This is a genomic window from Pseudomonas sp. CM27 (genome assembly GCF_013179515.1).
Classification (GTDB): domain Bacteria; phylum Pseudomonadota; class Gammaproteobacteria; order Pseudomonadales; family Pseudomonadaceae; genus Aquipseudomonas.
Window position 1 is genome coordinate 1 of sequence record NZ_JABMCN010000043.1, and the last position, 14,781, is coordinate 14,781.

Genomic DNA, 14,781 nt, shown 5'->3' on the forward strand with positions numbered 1-14,781 from the left:
GCTGCCGGATTTCGCCAGCGTGTTGCGGGTGGTGCTGAGCGAATTGCAGGTCGAGCGGCATGTGCTGGCGGAGGAGATGCAGAAAGTGGTGCCGCCGGCGCTGGTCGAGATCGAGCGCTTGAAGGGCAAGCTGGGCAAGCGGGAATGGCTGAGCCATGAAGAATTCAAGGTGCTGTCGCGCAGTGCCCGGGCGGTGGTGCGTACTGGGGAGTGTCAGCCTTATAGCAATATTGCGCTTGTTTCTGGGGTGACCTTTTGAAGGTGGGTGTTGGCCGTTGATCGCTGGCAAGGCAGTCCGTCAGGGATTGCATCAGGGCTGACAGGTGGTTACCGGAAAATATGCGGCGCCTGTCAGTCCCGATGCAGCCCAACCCGCTCAACGCCCGTTTGGCGCGATCGGAACAGCGGCATGCGAAGCAAACCGCTCGAACACCTGGTCGATAAAGCTGCGTGCCGCCTCGCTGCCGCGATCGCGCACCAGCAGGTCGACGGCAATCAATAGCAATTCCTCGGGGGTACTGGGGCTATAGGCGCTCTGGCCCTCGGCCCACCTGACCTTGATATCGGCATCGATGCTGTGGCTGCTCATGAAAGGCTCTCGCTTGCGGCCCGGGACGAAAGGGCGAACACCGGATCCTGATGTTCGCAGGAGGCATTGTGCCTTCACTTCCTAAAGTAAATCATGACTTTGCAGGGCAAACCAAGCGCCTCGTCAGTTAAGCGGTAAAATTCGGTCACGATTACCTTTCGCCTGACACGCCGGGTTGAGGCAGACTTGTCCGGTTTTGCAACCAACGCTTGGCGGAACTGTCGTATCAGGCAGTTCCCACACCGATTTAGGAGGATTCATGTTCCGTACCCGTGCTTTGTTGGCAACCCTGGCTGTGGCAGCTGTCCTGGCTGGTTGCAGCACTGGTGGCAGCGCTGGGGGTGGCAAGGCGCCAGAATCCCCAGCCGGCAACGATGGCCGCTGCGAAGCCAGCGGCGCCGATTTCGCCATCGGCAAGCAGGGCAGCGCCGAGCTGCTGGAGCAGGCACGCAAGGCCAGTGGTTCGCAGATGGCGCGCATTCTCAAGCCCCACGATGTGGTTACCCTGGAATATCGCTCCGAGCGTCTGAACCTGAATGTAAACGAGCAGGGCACCGTGACCCGCGTCAACTGCGGTTAAACTGGCAGCCTGGCTCCGCCCTCTGTATCAGTAGGAGCAGCCTCGAGCTGCGAAGAGGCCGGCACTGACCGACCATTATGTGCCGGCCATGTGGGCCACTTCGCAGCACAAGGCTGCTCCTACCAGCTCGGCGCCGGCTTCAGGGGCGGTGGCCCATAAAAAAACCCGCCACATGGGCGGGTTTTTTCACAGCTTCCGAATTACTCCGGACGAACCTGTGCAGCCTGCATGCCCTTCTGGCCGCGCTCGGCGACGAAGGAAACAGTCTGGCCTTCTTTCAGGCTCTTGAAGCCGTCGGATTCGATGGCCTTGAAGTGAACGAACAGGTCGTCGCCGCCGCCTTGTGGGGTGATGAAGCCGAAGCCTTTCTCATCATTGAACCATTTGACGGTGCCGGTTTGGCGATTGGACATGGGATGAATCTCCAGACATTAAATTTTCAGTAGTGCAATGCGGCGAAAGCTACGGAGCACGGACAACATCATAGTCTAATTCTGCGCGTGTAGCGCCTTTTACATTCATCAGAAGCTGATTCAGCTCAAATAAATGCTCGCCAACCCCGCTTTAAGGCTTCAGCTATGGGGTGTGCAGGCCTTTTTTACAACGCTTTGAGCCTTGGCCATAAGCTTGGCGTCTACCCCGTCACTGCTATCGAGGTCTGCAATCTCTGCATCGGTGAAGTTTTTCTTGATGGCCTGCGCGCCGCACGAACAGTGCTTGGTCGCCATTTCGGTGCTCACGCCCTGGTTTGTCGCTACCTCCCGGCACTGGGTCATGTAGCCCTGCTCCTTACCTGGCGGGAAATCGCCTGCGTGAGCCGCCAGCGGCAGCAGGGCGCTCATGGCACATACGGCCAGAAGGGACGGAAATCTCATAACCGGTTACTCCTTGGGTCAAGGTCTCATCAAGAGTAGGTTGCTTCCCAAAGTCTGAGCGGTATTTTTCCGCGTTAGTTCACCGCTTCGGCGCAATTGCCAAATATTTCTGCTTGGGGTGCAACCCGCGTGCTAGCATGCTCGGCTTGTGGTCGCACTGTGCCGGCTGCAGCTATCTTTTTTCTTTCCAGTCACTCTGGTTCGCCCCTGACAAGCCGAAAGGCTTCTGCCACTGTGAGGCAGGCTTCCTTGATGAAGGAAGGCAGGCCGGATCTTGTACTGGCTCATCCCAACCCACGTGACCTTTGGTAGGGGTCACCACTAGGAGAGGAGGCGCCATGCCCGTAATTACTCTTCCCGATGGCAGTCAACGTTCGTTCGATCACGCCGTATCCGTAGCCGACGTTGCCGCTTCGATCGGTGCCGGCCTGGCCAAGGCCACCGTCGCCGGCAAGGTCGACGGCAAACTGGTCGACGCCTGCGACCTGATCAACCACGACGCCACCCTGCAGATCATCACCCCTAAAGATGAAGAGGGACTGGAGATCATCCGTCACTCGTGTGCCCACCTGGTCGGCCACGCGGTGAAGCAGCTTTACCCGACCGCCAAAATGGTGATCGGCCCGGTCATCGACGAAGGCTTCTACTACGACATCGCCTACGAGCGGCCCTTCACCCCGGAAGACATGGCCGCCATCGAAAAGCGCATGATGCAGCTGATCGAAAAAGACTACGACGTGATCAAGAAGGTCACGCCGCGTGCCGAAGTCATCGACGTGTTCACCACTCGTGGCGAAGACTACAAGCTGCGCCTGGTCGAAGACATGCCGGATGAACAGGCCATGGGCCTGTACTACCACGAAGAATACGTCGACATGTGCCGTGGCCCGCACGTGCCCAACACCCGCTTCCTCAAGGCATTCAAGCTGACCAAGCTGTCCGGCGCCTACTGGCGCGGCGATGCCAAGAACGAGCAGCTGCAACGCGTGTACGGCACTGCCTGGGCTGACAAGAAGCAGCTGGCAGCCTACATCCAGCGCATCGAAGAAGCCGAAAAACGCGACCACCGCAAGATCGGCAAGCAGCTCGACCTGTTCCACCTGCAGGAAGAAGCCCCGGGCATGGTGTTCTGGCACGCCAACGGCTGGACGGTGTACCAGGTGCTTGAGCAGTACATGCGCCAGGTTCAGCGCGCCAACGGCTATCTGGAAATCAAGACCCCGCAGGTTGTCGACCGCATTCTCTGGGAGCGTTCCGGCCACTGGTCCAACTACGCCGAGAACATGTTCACCACTTCGTCGGAAAGCCGTGACTACGCGGTAAAACCGATGAACTGCCCATGCCACGTGCAGGTGTTCAACCAGGGCCTTAAAAGCTACCGCGACCTGCCGCTGCGCCTGGCCGAGTTTGGTGCCTGCCACCGTAACGAGCCTTCCGGCGCCCTGCACGGCATCATGCGCGTGCGTGGCTTCGTACAGGACGATGCGCACATCTTCTGCACCGAAGAACAGGTGAAGAAAGAAGCCGCAGACTTCATCAAGCTGACCTTGGACGTGTACAAGGACTTCGGCTTCAGCGACATCGCCATGAAGTTGTCCACGCGTCCGGCCAAGCGCGTAGGTTCCGAAGAGCTGTGGGACCGCGCTGAGTCAGCGCTGGCCGACGCCCTGAACGAATCGGGCCTTGAGTGGGAATACCAGCCGGGCGAGGGCGCCTTCTACGGCCCGAAAATCGAGTTTACCCTGCGCGATTGCCTCGGCCGTAACTGGCAGTGTGGTACCCTGCAGTACGACCCGAACCTGCCAGAGCGCCTGGATGCCAGCTATATCGCCGAAGATAACAGCCGTGTGCGCCCGGTCATGCTGCACCGCGCCATCCTCGGGTCGTTCGAGCGCTTCATCGGCATGCTGATCGAGCACTACGCTGGCGTGTTCCCGGCGTGGCTGGCACCGACCCAGGCGGTGATCATGAATATCACCGACAAGCAGGCCGATTTCGCCCTTGAGGTAGAGAAATCTCTGAACGGTAGCGGTTTCCGTGCCAAGTCGGACTTGAGAAATGAGAAGATCGGCTTTAAAATCCGCGAGCATACTTTGCTCAAGGTCCCGTATCTTTTGGTTATAGGGGACCGCGAAGTCGAAACGCAAACCGTCGCTGTGCGCACTCGCGAAGGCGCTGACCTGGGCTCCATGCCCGTCGCCCAATTCGCAGAGCTGCTGACACAAGCGGTTTCCCGGCGTGGTCGCCAAGAATCGGAGTAATGACTATTAAGCGTGAAATGAGAAACGATAAGCGTGCTGTACCGAAGGCCCCGATCAACGAGAATATCTCGGCCCGCGAGGTTCGGTTAATTGGCGCAGACGGCGAGCAGGTTGGCATCGTCTCGATTGATGAAGCGCTGCGTATCGCTGATGAAGCGAAGCTGGACCTGGTAGAAATCTCTGCAGACGCGGTACCACCGGTCTGCAAGGTCATGGACTACGGCAAGCACATCTTCGAAAAGAAGAAGCAGGCCAACGAAGCCAAGAAAAACCAGAAGATCATCCAGGTCAAAGAAATCAAGTTTCGTCCAGGGACGGAGGATGGGGATTACCAGGTAAAACTACGCAACCTGGTACGTTTCCTTACCGATGGGGACAAGGCCAAGATCTCTCTGAGATTCCGTGGTCGTGAGATGGCCCACCAGGAGCTGGGCATGGAGCTGTTGAAGCGGGTTGAAGCTGACCTCGCCGAATACGGCACCGTTGAGCAGCATCCTAAGATGGAAGGACGCCAGCTTATGATGGTCATCGCCCCCAAAAAGAAGAAGTAATCTCCCGGGCACGGCAGGCCTGATGATTATTGTGTAATTTTTTTCGAATGCGGAGTTCAACATGCCAAAAATGAAAACCAAAAGCGGTGCTGCGAAGCGCTTCCTGAAGACAGCTTCGGGCTTCAAGCACAAGCACGCTTTCAAGAGCCACATCCTGACCAAAATGTCGACCAAGCGTAAGCGTCAACTGCGTGGTAGCAGCTTGCTGCACCCGTCCGACGTGGCGAAAGTCGCGCGCATGCTGCGCGTTCGTTAATTCTGGTTAAGATAGAGGAAGTTACTCATGGCTCGTGTTAAGCGCGGCGTTATCGCTCGTAAGCGTCACAAAAAAATTCTGAAACTGGCTAAAGGTTACTACGGTGCACGTTCGCGCGTATTCCGTGTAGCCAAGCAAGCGGTCATCAAGGCAGGCCAATACGCCTACCGCGACCGTCGCCAGAAGAAGCGTCAGTTCCGCGCACTGTGGATTGCTCGTATCAACGCCGGTGCCCGCGTTAACGGTCTGTCCTACAGCCGTTTCATCGCTGGTCTGAAAAAGGCTTCGATCGAAATCGACCGTAAGGTTCTGGCTGATCTGGCAGTGAACGAAAAAGCGGCGTTTGCTGCGATTGTCGAGAAAGCTAAAGCCGTTCTGGCTTAAGTACCCGCGACAATCACCCGGCGGCGCTAGCGCCGTCGGGCATTGAACGTCATCGATAGGGGAAGAGCCTTCAAAGCTCTTCCCCTATTTTCGTATCTGGAGTCTGTACATGGAAAACCTGGATGCGCTGGTCTCCCAAGCCCTTGAGGCCGTGGAGCGCGCTGAAGACATCAATGCCCTGGAACAGATCCGGGTTAATTATCTCGGCAAGAAGGGCGAGCTGACCCAGGTGATGAAGACCCTGGGCAACCTGCCAGCCGAAGAGCGGCCGAAAGTCGGCGCGCTGATCAACGACGCCAAAGAGCGCGTCACCGTTGTGCTCAATGCCCGCAAGGCCGCCTTTGAAGAGGCCGAGCTCAGCGCTCGCCTGGCTGCCGAATGCATTGACGTCACCCTGCCAGGCCGCGGCCAGGCCACCGGTGGCCTGCACCCGATCACCCGTACACTCGAGCGCATCGAGCAGTTCTTCACCCACATCGGCTACGGCATTGCCGAAGGCCCAGAGGTCGAAGACGACTACCACAACTTCGAAGCGCTCAACATCCCCGGCCACCACCCGGCCCGGGCGATGCACGACACCTTCTACTTCAATGCCAACATGCTGCTGCGCACCCACACCTCGCCGGTGCAGGTGCGGACCATGGAGTCCAGCCAGCCGCCGATCCGCATTGTCTGCCCGGGCCGCGTCTATCGCTGCGACTCGGATATCACCCACTCGCCGATGTTCCACCAGGTCGAAGGCCTGCTGATCGATCGCGATATCAACTTCGCCGACCTCAAGGGCACCATCGAAGAATTCCTGCGGGTATTCTTCGAAAAAGAACTGGCGGTACGTTTCCGCCCATCGTTCTTCCCCTTCACCGAGCCGTCCGCCGAAGTCGACATCCAGTGCGTGATGTGTTCCGGCAACGGCTGCCGCGTGTGCAAGCAAACCGGCTGGCTCGAAGTCATGGGCTGCGGCATGGTGCACCCAAGCGTGCTGCGCATGTCCGGCATCGACCCTGAAGAGTTCCAGGGCTTCGCCTTCGGCATGGGCGCCGAGCGCCTGGCCATGCTGCGCTATGGCGTCAACGATTTGCGTCTGTTCTTCGACAACGACCTGCGCTTCCTCGCGCAATTCCGCTAGGTCAATGCCGACGCAACTTTCAGGAGAACAGCATGAAATTCAGTGAACAGTGGCTGCGCGGTTGGGTAAACCCGCAAGTCTCCCGTGACGAACTGGTCGCCCGCCTGTCCATGGCCGGCCTCGAAGTCGACAGCGTTACCCCCGCTGCCGGCCAGTTCAGCGGCATTGTCGTGGGCGAAATCCTCGCCACCGAACAACACCCGGACGCCGACAAGCTGCGCGTGTGTCAGGTGACCAACGGCCAGGAAACCTTCCAGGTCGTGTGCGGCGCGCCTAACGCCCGCCCAGGCATCAAGGTGCCATTCGCCATGATCGGCGCCGAGCTGTCTGGCGACTTCAAGATCAAGAAGGCCAAGCTGCGCGGCGTCGAGTCGTTCGGCATGCTGTGCTCGGCTGCAGAGCTGGAAATCAGCGAAGAAAACGACGGCCTGCTGGAACTGGCTGCCGACGCCCCGGTGGGTGAAAACATTCGCACCTACCTGAGCCTGGACGACGCCAGCATCGAAATCGGCCTTACGCCGAACCGCGGTGACTGCCTGTCCATCGCTGGCCTGGCCCGCGACGTCAGCGCCCTGTACGACACCCCGGTCACTCGCCCGGTGGTACCTGCCGTCGCGCCGGCCCACGACGAAGTGCGCCCGGTCGAAGTCAGCGCCCCGGCGGCCTGCCCACGCTACCTGGGCCGCGTTATTCGTAACGTCGACCTGAGCAAGCCGACCCCGCTGTGGATGGTCGAGCGCCTGCGCCGCAGCGACGTGCGCAGCATCGACGCCGCCGTCGACATCACCAACTACGTGATGCTCGAACTCGGCCAGCCGATGCACGCCTTCGACCTGGCAGAAATCAACGGCGGCATCCGCGTACGCATGGCCGAAGAGGGCGAAAAACTCGTCCTGCTCGACGGCCAGGAAGTGGCCCTGCGCGCCGACACCCTGGTAATCGCCGACCACACCCGCGCCCTGGCCATCGCCGGCGTCATGGGTGGCGAGCACAGCGGTGTGAACACCGAAAAAACCCGCGACCTGTTCCTCGAAAGCGCCTTCTTCGAGCCGATTTCCGTCGCTGGTAAAGCCCGTTCCTACGGCCTGCACACCGATGCCTCGCACCGCTACGAGCGCGGCGTCGATTCGCAGCTGGCCCGCGAAGCCATGGAGCGCGCCACCGCGCTGCTGCTGGACATCGTTGGCGGCGAAGCCGGCCCGATCGTCGAAGCCGTCAGCCAGCAGCACCTGCCACAAGTGGCCCCGGTGACCCTGCGTGACGAGCGCATCACCCAGATGCTCGGCATGCAAATGGACCCAGCCCAGGTCGAGCAACTGCTCAACGCCCTGGAACTGACCACCACCCGTGAAGGGGAAGGGCAGTGGACCGTCAGCGTGCCAAGCCATCGCTTCGACATCAGCCTGGAAGTAGACCTGATCGAAGAGCTGGCCCGCCTGTACGGCTACAACAACCTGCCGGTTCGCTACCCGCAAGCCCGCCTGGCCCCGCAAGGCAAGCCGGAAACCCGCGGTGACCTGCCAACCCTGCGCCGCCTGCTGGTTGCCCGCGGCTATCAGGAAGCCATCACCTACAGCTTCGTCGACCCGAAACTGTTCGAGCTGTTCAGCCCGGGCGTAGAGCCGCTGCTGCTGGCCAACCCCATCTCCAGCGACATGGCCGCCATGCGCGCGTCCCTGTGGCCGGGCCTGGTCAAGGCACTGCAGCACAACCTGAACCGCCAGCAAGACCGCGTGCGCCTGTTCGAAAGCGGCCTGCGCTTTGTCGGCCAGCTGGGTGACCTGCAGCAGCAGCCAATGATCGCCGGCGTTATCACCGGCAGCCGCCTGCCAGAAGGCTGGGCCAACGGCCGCGAGAGCGTCGACTTCTTCGACGTCAAGGCCGACGTCGAAGCCCTGCTGGGCTACTCCGGTGCCCTGGCCGACTTCACCTTCAGCGCCGGCAAGCACCCAGCCCTGCACCCAGGCCAGACCGCCGCCATCGAGCGCGACGGCAAACTGGTGGGCTACCTCGGTGCCATCCACCCAGAGCTGGCCAAAGCCCTGGACCTGGACCGCCCGGTGTTCCTGTTCGAGCTGGTGCTGGGCGAAGTGGTCGAAGGCCGCCTGCCGAAGTTCAGCGAACTGTCCAGATTCCCGGAAACCCGTCGCGACCTGGCCTTGATCGCCGGCCGTGATGTGGCTTCCAGCGCGGTGCTTGAATTAATTCGTGACAATGCAGGCGAATGGCTCACAGACCTCAGGCTGTTTGATGTCTACCAAGGTAAAGGCATTGATCCTGATAGAAAAAGCCTTGCCGTCGGCTTGACCTGGCAGCATCCATCGCGCACTCTTAACGACGATGAGGTGAACACTACCCTGCAAAACATCCTCACCTCGCTCGAACAAAGGTTGAACACCACGTTAAGGAAATAACGGCATGGGTGCTCTGACGAAAGCTGAGATGGCCGAAAGGCTGTACGAGGAGCTAGGGCTTAACAAGCGTGAGGCCAAGGAGCTGGTCGAGCTGTTTTTCGAAGAAATTCGGCACGCACTTGAAGAGAACGAGCAGGTCAAGCTGTCCGGTTTCGGCAACTTCGACCTTCGCGACAAACGCCAGCGGCCGGGCCGCAACCCCAAAACCGGGGAAGAGATCCCGATCACTGCACGGCGCGTCGTCACCTTTCGTCCAGGGCAGAAGTTGAAGGCCCGGGTTGAGGCCTATGCTGGAAGCAAGCCATAACGACGAACTGCCCCCCATACCGGGCAAACGCTACTTCACCATTGGTGAAGTAAGCGAGCTTTGCGCGGTAAAGCCGCACGTGCTGCGGTATTGGGAGCAGGAGTTCGATCAGCTGAACCCTGTGAAGCGGCGGGGGAACCGGCGGTATTATCAGCGGCAGGACGTGCTGATGATTCGCCAGATTCGGGCCTTGCTGTATGAGCAGGGGTTCACCATTGGCGGGGCGCGGTTGCGGCTCTCCAGTGATGAGGCCAAGGATGAATCCAGCCAGTACAAGCAGCTGATTCGGCAGATGATTGTTGAGTTGGAGGATGTGCTGGTGGTTTTGAAGAAGTGAGCCCTGGGATTTTCTGATGAGTGGAAAATTTTTTGAGAAAAAGCTTTCACTTATCAGATGGTTAGGGTACATTCTTCAACGTTCTCGGCAGGATTGAGAACATGCTTCAAAGCCCAGTCGGGGCGTAGCGCAGCCCGGTAGCGCACTTGCATGGGGTGCAAGGGGTCGAGTGTTCGAATCACTCCGTCCCGACCAAAAAACCCCAAAGAATCCAGTCACTTAACGGTGACTGGATTTTTTTATGGCTATGGTTTTTTGCGGTGAATTCATTTTTGCCCCACTTTTTGCCCCACCGCGAAATCTCTTGAGTTTGTTGGCTTGTTATTGGTTCCTCTTAGATTGTCTGACCTTCAGCCAAGTGCTTACTCAGGGTTTCGCGTGAAAATCAGGTGTTACCAGGTGATGTACGCCTTTCAGGATGCGCCTATCGGCTGCTGACAATGACCGCGTGGCGGTCTGATCAATGCAGTTTTTAGGGCGACAACAAGGCTGGCTTATCCAGTCCGAGTATCCGAGTCCATGTGCCACTGCTTCAGCTCCAGGCCCTGCTGAACATGCCAGGCTTTGAAGGCGGCGTAGTCCTCGTCGAAATCTGGCTCGTCGGGGTGGCTCCACCATCCGTCTTTGTCGCGCTCGACTGCCACACGTTGGAGCAACTTGTTTTCTTCCGGCATGATGTTTCCTTAAGCTGCTGAATTCAGCTTTCTTTGCAAATAAAACAGGGTATTTGATGGTCTAGATGGCAGACGGCCAGCAAACCCTACTTAAACGAGCAGGCTGCGCGCGTTATGAGAAAAATTAAATGCTTAATGCCGACCAGAAATATCGTCATATCAGCTCTTAAAGGAGCTTGCTAAGACGACCTCATTGCTCATGAGTCGTGTGGCGTACAGCCATGGCGCAAAGCTTTGCTGGAGTGAAGATCTCGAGTCTCAACGCAAAGCCTTTGAGGACTGGATGCATTTCGCTAGAACTATCAGCGGCGATCTGTAAAGATTTTCGGGGAAAATTGTACAATAATATTAAGATGTACAGCTTTTGGCCGATTGTCAGTTTCAGTTCTCAATGTTGCAATTTCCGCTTGTCTGTCAGGATATATTCGTTATTTTTGGTTTCTAGTAAGGAATACAGATCAAATTTAACGGAGGAATTATGAGAACTCGAGGACAAGCGTATTGGGATTGGGCAGACCCGAGTCTTCACCACCGCTCCCATGACGAGATCCTTGACGATGGCACTCAGATTGATGTGCAAGTCAGGTTATCTCGCACAGGCAACACGCAGATGTTCATCGGTGTCTATGCTCAATCAGGTATTGCATTGTACGAACAGGCTTTCGATTCCCGGCCCGGAGAGTCAATGACCAAAGCGCTGGCTTGGGGCATGGGACGTGCTCGCGTATTCGCTTGTGAGCCATCTTCAACCAAATCTACGTCAGCTTTGGCAAGTGGAAGGTAGCGACAGGACGTTCGGAGGACAGACCAATGTCATCAGCCAACGAAGTGGAAATTCAGCTTGAGCAAGCGTTGCTCTCAGTACTTGCGGCAGCGGACCAGTTGGGGGTGAACCCGGAAGACCTGCGACTCGTAGCCATCGGCGGCATCTTGGGTCACGGCTCGTGGAGCTGGGTGGATAATGACCAGGCGCTAGGTACCGTTGCAGTCCTGAATCGTGCTGCGGAGACTTTGGAGTTACATTAGGTGGCGCATAGATTCCATTTCATGGCAGGAGTACAGATGTGCTCCTGCCTGCATTTTCGCTACAGGATAGCGTGCGGCTGTAGAGCGAGACCCTTCACTGCCTCGCGGTAAATGAATTTGATATTGTCCCAAAGGGATCGTCTGGCGCTGAGCATATTCACCCTCGCCATCGCAGATCTCGCACCCCTCTCTTGGCTCGTCCAGTTCGAGGCATTCAGGGCATTCGCGGGTTACCTTCAGCTTGAACTCGCCAAGCAATAGGGCTTTGGCTCCATTCTCGGCGGTGAGCCGCCTGGGCATGATGCAGTACCCTTCAGGAATCAATGCAGCCGGCGCGCTCGATTCCGTCATCGTGCCAAGACCCACGACCGGCAGCCCAGTAGCCGCCGCATCCCTCTCTGCCTGGCGGTGCCGATCAGCAAAACATTACATGAGTGGATGTTGGACCAGCGCCACCTAGTGCCCGACGGATCAGCCACGGCCAAAGCCCTCAATTACAGCCTGAATCGCTGGGTAGCGCTGACGCGCTACCTGGGCGATGGGGCTGTGCCCATCGACAACAACCAAGTTGAGAACCAGATACGGCCATGTGCGCTCGGACGCTCGAACTGGTTATTTGCCGGGTCGCTACGCAGCGGGAAACGGGCGGCTGCAATCATGAGCCTGATCCAATCGGCGCGAATGAACGGGCACGATCCCTATGCCTATCTCAAAGATATGCTGACGCGCCTGCCGACGCAGCGAGCCAGTGAAATCGGTCAACTGCTACCCCATCAGTGGCTTCCTGCCTGACCAGCGCAAAATACTTTTGCCAGACGATTACCGCGATATCGCCATCCACCCGGCGCATCCAGTCATGACACTCGCAGAGGTACGATTCAGGCGTTTCATGGCTTTAGGTGATCGAATGGCGCATTTAATACGTGAAGCCATTAGGAGATAAGCCATCTGGACAGTGACATCAATTCCAACTCCTAGCGCGGTTATGAGGACAACCTCTGGGACAGAAAGAGCAGTGAGATCAAATGCATGAGGCAGGACTGCACCGAAGAAAACGACTGCTTTTGGATTGCCCAGCGTCAACATAGCACCCGATAGCAAACCACGGCTTGCTGATCGCTGGGCATGAGCTTCAGGCTGATCGGTATTTTTCGACCAAAGGTTCCAGGCGATAAATAGAATTAAGACAACCCCAAGCCACTTGATGGCGACGAAGACCTGCTCAAACTGGAGTGCTAGTGCAGCAAGGCCAAGAGTCGCAACTAGCAACCAGACGGCATTACCTAAGACCATGCCTACGATGAACGGCAAGGTCGATTTGGCGCCCCGAGACACCACTTGCCCCAGTAGAGCACCTTGGGCAGGCCCAGGAATAGCAGCTGCGATAGCAAACGGAACCACAAAGAACCAGATTGACGAGTGGGCCAGCACGGCGAAACTCCATGTTTTGTCGTAAAGCAGGATCGTCGCACTAGGGGATAAACCCAGCAAGTGAATATAGGCTCCGCCACCTAGAACCATTGCCAAACGACCTTAAGCGTAGAGTTTTGAACGGTGTGTTGGCTGGACGCTTTACCTCCAAAAGGCCTGGCTCTAAGAGGTGGACCCCGTGCCTTACTCGGCAGGAATGATCGAAATCTTTCCATTGCGTTCGACGATAGCGAACTTCACCTGCTCAATGCTCTCGATGCCTTGGCTGTCTCGCGCTGATTCAAGAATATTGTCCTCCGTGAGTCGTGCCCGACGCATGCGGTGATGCAAAAAGCGCCCATTCTCGACCACCAGGGTCGCGTGCCCGTCCAGAAGTCGGGCCAAGGGTTTGGAGTTCAACTTCGCGAGTGAAAGGCCGACGTCCAGAACGATCAGCGTGGCAATCACCAGCATGGCATTGGTGAATGAAAAATCGTCACCCAGAAGCGCCTGCTGGGTGGCTTCCCCTATGATCAGCAACAACACGAAGTCGAAGGTCGTCAAGTCGGCCAGCGAGCGCCGCCCGGCCACGCGAAACAGCAGCAAGAGGGCGACGTACATTCCTGTTGCGCGGAGGATCGAATCCATGACGCACTCCTAGGGATAAAGGAATGTGGAGAAGTGAACGGCGCTTTCGGGGCCAGCCCTGACGCTGCCCTCCAGAGTCCCCACGTGCTCACTTCGAAGGGTCAGGTACAGGGTGGCGACCCGATCTTGCCTGGTACCCAATTGGAACAGCATGGCCTGGCCATGCGACATCGACCGTTGCGGCTCCGGTTGTAACGTCTCGATACTGGCGTCCCGGAGCAATGATCCCTCGAGTTGTACCTCCACCGGCTGACCAGGGATACCCTTAATGGTGACGAAAAGGCTGTCTGTCGTGCCGCTTCGGCTGGGGCGCTGGTACTCAACCCGTACCCGGCCATCCTGGCTCAGTACCTCGGCATCGCTCAACGGGCCATTACCGAACAGGCCTGCCAAGGCAAGCATTACGATGGCCACGAGCACGTACCACCCCACGCGCTCGAAGCGCCAGACGCGCTGCTGCATCGGTATATCTTCTTGAACAGGGTGACGCCTGGATACAAGTTCATCTTCAGACATGCTCACAGCCCTCAGGCGCGCTCACCGCGTAGCCAGCGCTGGTGATAGTGGGAAAGCCGGGTCAACCCGAACAGGGCGCCTTGGCGCATGACTTCAGACCGCTCGCCGAAGAAACGTTGAGTGCGCGTGAAAACGGCAATTGGCTCGCCGGCGAAAGCCCACGCAAAGCACATCGTCCCCGGTGGTATTCCGGATTCGGGCGCTGGCCCGGCTACCCCGGTGGTGGCGATCACCACATTCGCATCGCTGTCTCTCAAGGAGCCCAAGGCCATTTCCCAGGCTACTGCTTCGCTGGTCAGGCCGTATCGTTCGATGGTTTCGGCGCTGACCCCCAGCAGGCGTTTCTGGGCGCTGGGTGAGTAGACGATATAGCCGCTTTCCAGCACCTCTCCTGTACCCGGTGCCGCCGCCAACAAAGCCAGAAGGCAGCCCGCAGTGCACGATTCTGCTGTGCTCAAAATCAGTTTGTTGTTTTTGAGATAGCCGAGGGCGGCCAGTCTAGGCACGTTATCCATTTCCAAAGTCGACTCGCTTGTTTTGCGGTGGACGCGATACCGGGGTATTTGGTTCATTGCATCAAATGCCCGGCTATCTCGAGGCGTGAACCTGACCTGAACTTTGCCTTGTACATTGGCTTCTTTTATTCAAAGGCAAGGGTAGGAGAGCAAGATGAAGAAAGAGAGCGAAAGACAAAAGGCAGGTGCGCAGACGAGGCCGCATGGGGAAGAAGAGCGAGACAACGATGCTCATCGTCCGGACGGATCAACGGGTACAGCCCACGACTCCACAGCGCAAAAAACGGCCCGTGATCACGATCAGCACAACTG

At 58.0% G+C, this 14,781-nt stretch carries 21 protein-coding genes, 1 tRNA gene and 1 pseudogene; 14 read left to right on the forward strand and 9 right to left on the reverse strand.

What is annotated here, in order from left to right; translation table 11 throughout:
• Positions 1–259 (forward strand): RbsD/FucU domain-containing protein (locus HP547_RS07700; protein WP_306140009.1); only part of this gene is annotated, 259 nt, incomplete at its 5' end.
• A gap of 117 nt (positions 260–376) precedes the next feature.
• Here the strand turns inward: HP547_RS07700 and HP547_RS07705 are convergent.
• Complete coding sequence (locus tag HP547_RS07705; protein ID WP_172225311.1) at positions 377–589, reverse strand: hypothetical protein; 213 nt, start codon at positions 587–589, stop codon at positions 377–379.
• A 259-nt stretch (positions 590–848) separates the two neighbouring features.
• Here HP547_RS07705 and HP547_RS07710 point away from each other — a divergent pair, with 259 nt between their 5' ends.
• Complete coding sequence (locus HP547_RS07710) at positions 849–1,169, forward strand: I78 family peptidase inhibitor (RefSeq protein ID WP_172285951.1); 321 nt, start codon at positions 849–851, stop codon at positions 1,167–1,169.
• Between the two features lie 200 nt (positions 1,170–1,369).
• Here HP547_RS07710 and HP547_RS07715 read toward each other — a convergent pair whose 3' ends face one another.
• Both HP547_RS07715 and HP547_RS07720 read right to left on the reverse strand, forming a co-directional pair.
• Entirely contained in the window at positions 1,370–1,582 is a 213-nt protein-coding gene (locus tag HP547_RS07715; protein ID WP_012273095.1) for a cold-shock protein, read from the reverse strand.
• Positions 1,583–1,741: 159 nt separating this feature from the next.
• Entirely contained in the window at positions 1,742–2,044 is a 303-nt protein-coding gene (locus HP547_RS07720) for a hypothetical protein (protein ID WP_172225305.1), read from the reverse strand.
• A 338-nt stretch (positions 2,045–2,382) separates the two neighbouring features.
• On the opposite strand from HP547_RS07720, the gene thrS reads away from it, so the two are divergent.
• The 9 genes from thrS to HP547_RS07765 all read left to right on the forward strand — a co-directional run bounded on the left by thrS (position 2,383) and on the right by HP547_RS07765 (position 9,875).
• Positions 2,383–4,305 (forward strand): threonine--tRNA ligase, encoded by a 1,923-nt coding sequence (thrS, locus tag HP547_RS07725; RefSeq protein ID WP_172285952.1) that lies wholly within the window; start codon positions 2,383–2,385, stop codon positions 4,303–4,305.
• A complete protein-coding gene (gene infC, locus HP547_RS07730; RefSeq protein WP_172230002.1) occupies positions 4,305–4,856 on the forward strand; it encodes a translation initiation factor IF-3 in 552 nt (183 codons plus the stop codon). The genes thrS and infC overlap by 1 nt, the downstream gene beginning before the upstream one ends.
• Before the next feature lie 61 nt (positions 4,857–4,917).
• On the forward strand, positions 4,918–5,112 hold the full coding sequence (gene rpmI / locus HP547_RS07735; RefSeq protein ID WP_008100408.1) for a 50S ribosomal protein L35: 195 nt from the start codon (positions 4,918–4,920) through the stop codon (positions 5,110–5,112).
• Positions 5,113–5,139: 27 nt separating this feature from the next.
• Positions 5,140–5,496 carry a 50S ribosomal protein L20 gene (gene rplT / locus HP547_RS07740; protein ID WP_040069108.1) on the forward strand — a complete coding sequence of 119 codons (357 nt, stop codon included), beginning with the start codon at positions 5,140–5,142 and terminating at the stop codon, positions 5,494–5,496.
• 109 nt (positions 5,497–5,605) lie between these two features.
• Complete coding sequence (gene pheS / locus HP547_RS07745) at positions 5,606–6,622, forward strand: phenylalanine--tRNA ligase subunit alpha (RefSeq protein ID WP_172229999.1); 1,017 nt, start codon at positions 5,606–5,608, stop codon at positions 6,620–6,622.
• Positions 6,623–6,654: 32 nt separating this feature from the next.
• Positions 6,655–9,036, forward strand: coding sequence for a phenylalanine--tRNA ligase subunit beta (pheT, locus tag HP547_RS07750; RefSeq protein ID WP_172285953.1), 2,382 nt, complete (start codon positions 6,655–6,657; stop codon positions 9,034–9,036).
• Positions 9,037–9,040: 4 nt separating this feature from the next.
• On the forward strand, positions 9,041–9,343 hold the full coding sequence (gene ihfA / locus HP547_RS07755; RefSeq protein ID WP_054887105.1) for an integration host factor subunit alpha: 303 nt from the start codon (positions 9,041–9,043) through the stop codon (positions 9,341–9,343).
• Entirely contained in the window at positions 9,324–9,680 is a 357-nt protein-coding gene (locus HP547_RS07760) for a MerR family transcriptional regulator (protein WP_172229993.1), read from the forward strand. Before ihfA ends, HP547_RS07760 begins: the two co-directional genes overlap by 20 nt.
• Positions 9,681–9,798: 118 nt before the next feature.
• Positions 9,799–9,875 (forward strand) — tRNA-Pro (locus HP547_RS07765).
• Between the two features lie 299 nt (positions 9,876–10,174).
• Here HP547_RS07765 and HP547_RS07770 read toward each other — a convergent pair.
• Complete coding sequence (locus HP547_RS07770; protein ID WP_172285954.1) at positions 10,175–10,354, reverse strand: hypothetical protein; 180 nt, start codon at positions 10,352–10,354, stop codon at positions 10,175–10,177.
• A 478-nt stretch (positions 10,355–10,832) separates the two neighbouring features.
• Between HP547_RS07770 and HP547_RS29555 the strand changes: the two genes are divergently transcribed.
• The gene (locus tag HP547_RS29555; protein ID WP_256676284.1) at positions 10,833–11,138 is read left to right on the forward strand and encodes a hypothetical protein; all 306 of its coding nucleotides are present in this window, start codon (positions 10,833–10,835) and stop codon (positions 11,136–11,138) included.
• Positions 11,139–11,164: 26 nt separating this feature from the next.
• A complete protein-coding gene (locus HP547_RS07775) occupies positions 11,165–11,380 on the forward strand; it encodes a hypothetical protein (protein ID WP_172285955.1) in 216 nt (71 codons plus the stop codon).
• On the opposite strand, the gene HP547_RS07780 is transcribed toward HP547_RS07775, so the two are convergent.
• Positions 11,372–11,731, reverse strand: a complete 360-nt coding sequence (locus HP547_RS07780) for a hypothetical protein (RefSeq protein WP_172285956.1) — start codon at positions 11,729–11,731, stop codon at positions 11,372–11,374. The genes HP547_RS07775 and HP547_RS07780 overlap by 9 nt on opposite strands.
• Before the next feature lie 54 nt (positions 11,732–11,785).
• On the opposite strand from HP547_RS07780, the pseudogene HP547_RS07785 reads away from it, so the two are divergent.
• Positions 11,786–12,172: pseudogene (locus HP547_RS07785) on the forward strand (transposase); the annotation flags it as partial.
• 27 nt (positions 12,173–12,199) lie between these two features.
• Here the strand turns inward: HP547_RS07785 and HP547_RS07790 are convergent.
• The 4 genes from HP547_RS07790 to HP547_RS07805 all read right to left on the reverse strand — a co-directional run bounded on the left by HP547_RS07790 (position 12,200) and on the right by HP547_RS07805 (position 14,469).
• Positions 12,200–12,901 (reverse strand): LysE family translocator, encoded by a 702-nt coding sequence (locus tag HP547_RS07790; protein ID WP_175586154.1) that lies wholly within the window; start codon positions 12,899–12,901, stop codon positions 12,200–12,202.
• A 93-nt stretch (positions 12,902–12,994) separates the two neighbouring features.
• On the reverse strand, positions 12,995–13,438 hold the full coding sequence (locus tag HP547_RS07795) for a DUF421 domain-containing protein (protein WP_172285957.1): 444 nt from the start codon (positions 13,436–13,438) through the stop codon (positions 12,995–12,997).
• A gap of 9 nt (positions 13,439–13,447) precedes the next feature.
• Positions 13,448–13,954, reverse strand: a complete 507-nt coding sequence (locus tag HP547_RS07800; protein ID WP_256676285.1) for a hypothetical protein — start codon at positions 13,952–13,954, stop codon at positions 13,448–13,450.
• Positions 13,955–13,965: 11 nt separating this feature from the next.
• Positions 13,966–14,469: a CinA family protein gene (locus tag HP547_RS07805; RefSeq protein WP_172285958.1), complete on the reverse strand. Its 504-nt coding sequence runs from the start codon at positions 14,467–14,469 to the stop codon at positions 13,966–13,968.
• Between the last annotated feature and the right edge of the window lie 312 nt (positions 14,470–14,781).

What these genes read in the sequence shown, in the direction of transcription:
- pheS (WP_172229999.1), top strand. Translation starts at nt 5,606, where the DNA reads ATGGAAAACCTGGATGCGCTGGTCTCCCAAGCCCTTGAGGCCGTGGAG.
- HP547_RS07780 (WP_172285956.1), bottom strand. Translation starts at nt 11,731, where the DNA reads ATGACGGAATCGAGCGCGCCGGCTGCATTGATTCCTGAAGGGTACTGC.
- HP547_RS07775 (WP_172285955.1), top strand. Translation starts at nt 11,165, where the DNA reads ATGTCATCAGCCAACGAAGTGGAAATTCAGCTTGAGCAAGCGTTGCTC.
- HP547_RS07800 (WP_256676285.1), bottom strand. Translation starts at nt 13,954, where the DNA reads ATGTCTGAAGATGAACTTGTATCCAGGCGTCACCCTGTTCAAGAAGAT.
- HP547_RS07790 (WP_175586154.1), bottom strand. Translation starts at nt 12,901, where the DNA reads ATGGTTCTAGGTGGCGGAGCCTATATTCACTTGCTGGGTTTATCCCCT.
- HP547_RS29555 (WP_256676284.1), top strand. Translation starts at nt 10,833, where the DNA reads ATGAGAACTCGAGGACAAGCGTATTGGGATTGGGCAGACCCGAGTCTT.
- HP547_RS07805 (WP_172285958.1), bottom strand. Translation starts at nt 14,469, where the DNA reads ATGGATAACGTGCCTAGACTGGCCGCCCTCGGCTATCTCAAAAACAAC.
- HP547_RS07715 (WP_012273095.1), bottom strand. Translation starts at nt 1,582, where the DNA reads ATGTCCAATCGCCAAACCGGCACCGTCAAATGGTTCAATGATGAGAAA.
- HP547_RS07795 (WP_172285957.1), bottom strand. Translation starts at nt 13,438, where the DNA reads ATGGATTCGATCCTCCGCGCAACAGGAATGTACGTCGCCCTCTTGCTG.
- HP547_RS07710 (WP_172285951.1), top strand. Translation starts at nt 849, where the DNA reads ATGTTCCGTACCCGTGCTTTGTTGGCAACCCTGGCTGTGGCAGCTGTC.
- HP547_RS07720 (WP_172225305.1), bottom strand. Translation starts at nt 2,044, where the DNA reads ATGAGATTTCCGTCCCTTCTGGCCGTATGTGCCATGAGCGCCCTGCTG.
- thrS (WP_172285952.1), top strand. Translation starts at nt 2,383, where the DNA reads ATGCCCGTAATTACTCTTCCCGATGGCAGTCAACGTTCGTTCGATCAC.
- pheT (WP_172285953.1), top strand. Translation starts at nt 6,655, where the DNA reads ATGAAATTCAGTGAACAGTGGCTGCGCGGTTGGGTAAACCCGCAAGTC.
- HP547_RS07705 (WP_172225311.1), bottom strand. Translation starts at nt 589, where the DNA reads ATGAGCAGCCACAGCATCGATGCCGATATCAAGGTCAGGTGGGCCGAG.
- HP547_RS07770 (WP_172285954.1), bottom strand. Translation starts at nt 10,354, where the DNA reads ATGCCGGAAGAAAACAAGTTGCTCCAACGTGTGGCAGTCGAGCGCGAC.
- ihfA (WP_054887105.1), top strand. Translation starts at nt 9,041, where the DNA reads ATGGGTGCTCTGACGAAAGCTGAGATGGCCGAAAGGCTGTACGAGGAG.
- rplT (WP_040069108.1), top strand. Translation starts at nt 5,140, where the DNA reads ATGGCTCGTGTTAAGCGCGGCGTTATCGCTCGTAAGCGTCACAAAAAA.
- infC (WP_172230002.1), top strand. Translation starts at nt 4,305, where the DNA reads ATGACTATTAAGCGTGAAATGAGAAACGATAAGCGTGCTGTACCGAAG.
- HP547_RS07760 (WP_172229993.1), top strand. Translation starts at nt 9,324, where the DNA reads ATGCTGGAAGCAAGCCATAACGACGAACTGCCCCCCATACCGGGCAAA.
- rpmI (WP_008100408.1), top strand. Translation starts at nt 4,918, where the DNA reads ATGCCAAAAATGAAAACCAAAAGCGGTGCTGCGAAGCGCTTCCTGAAG.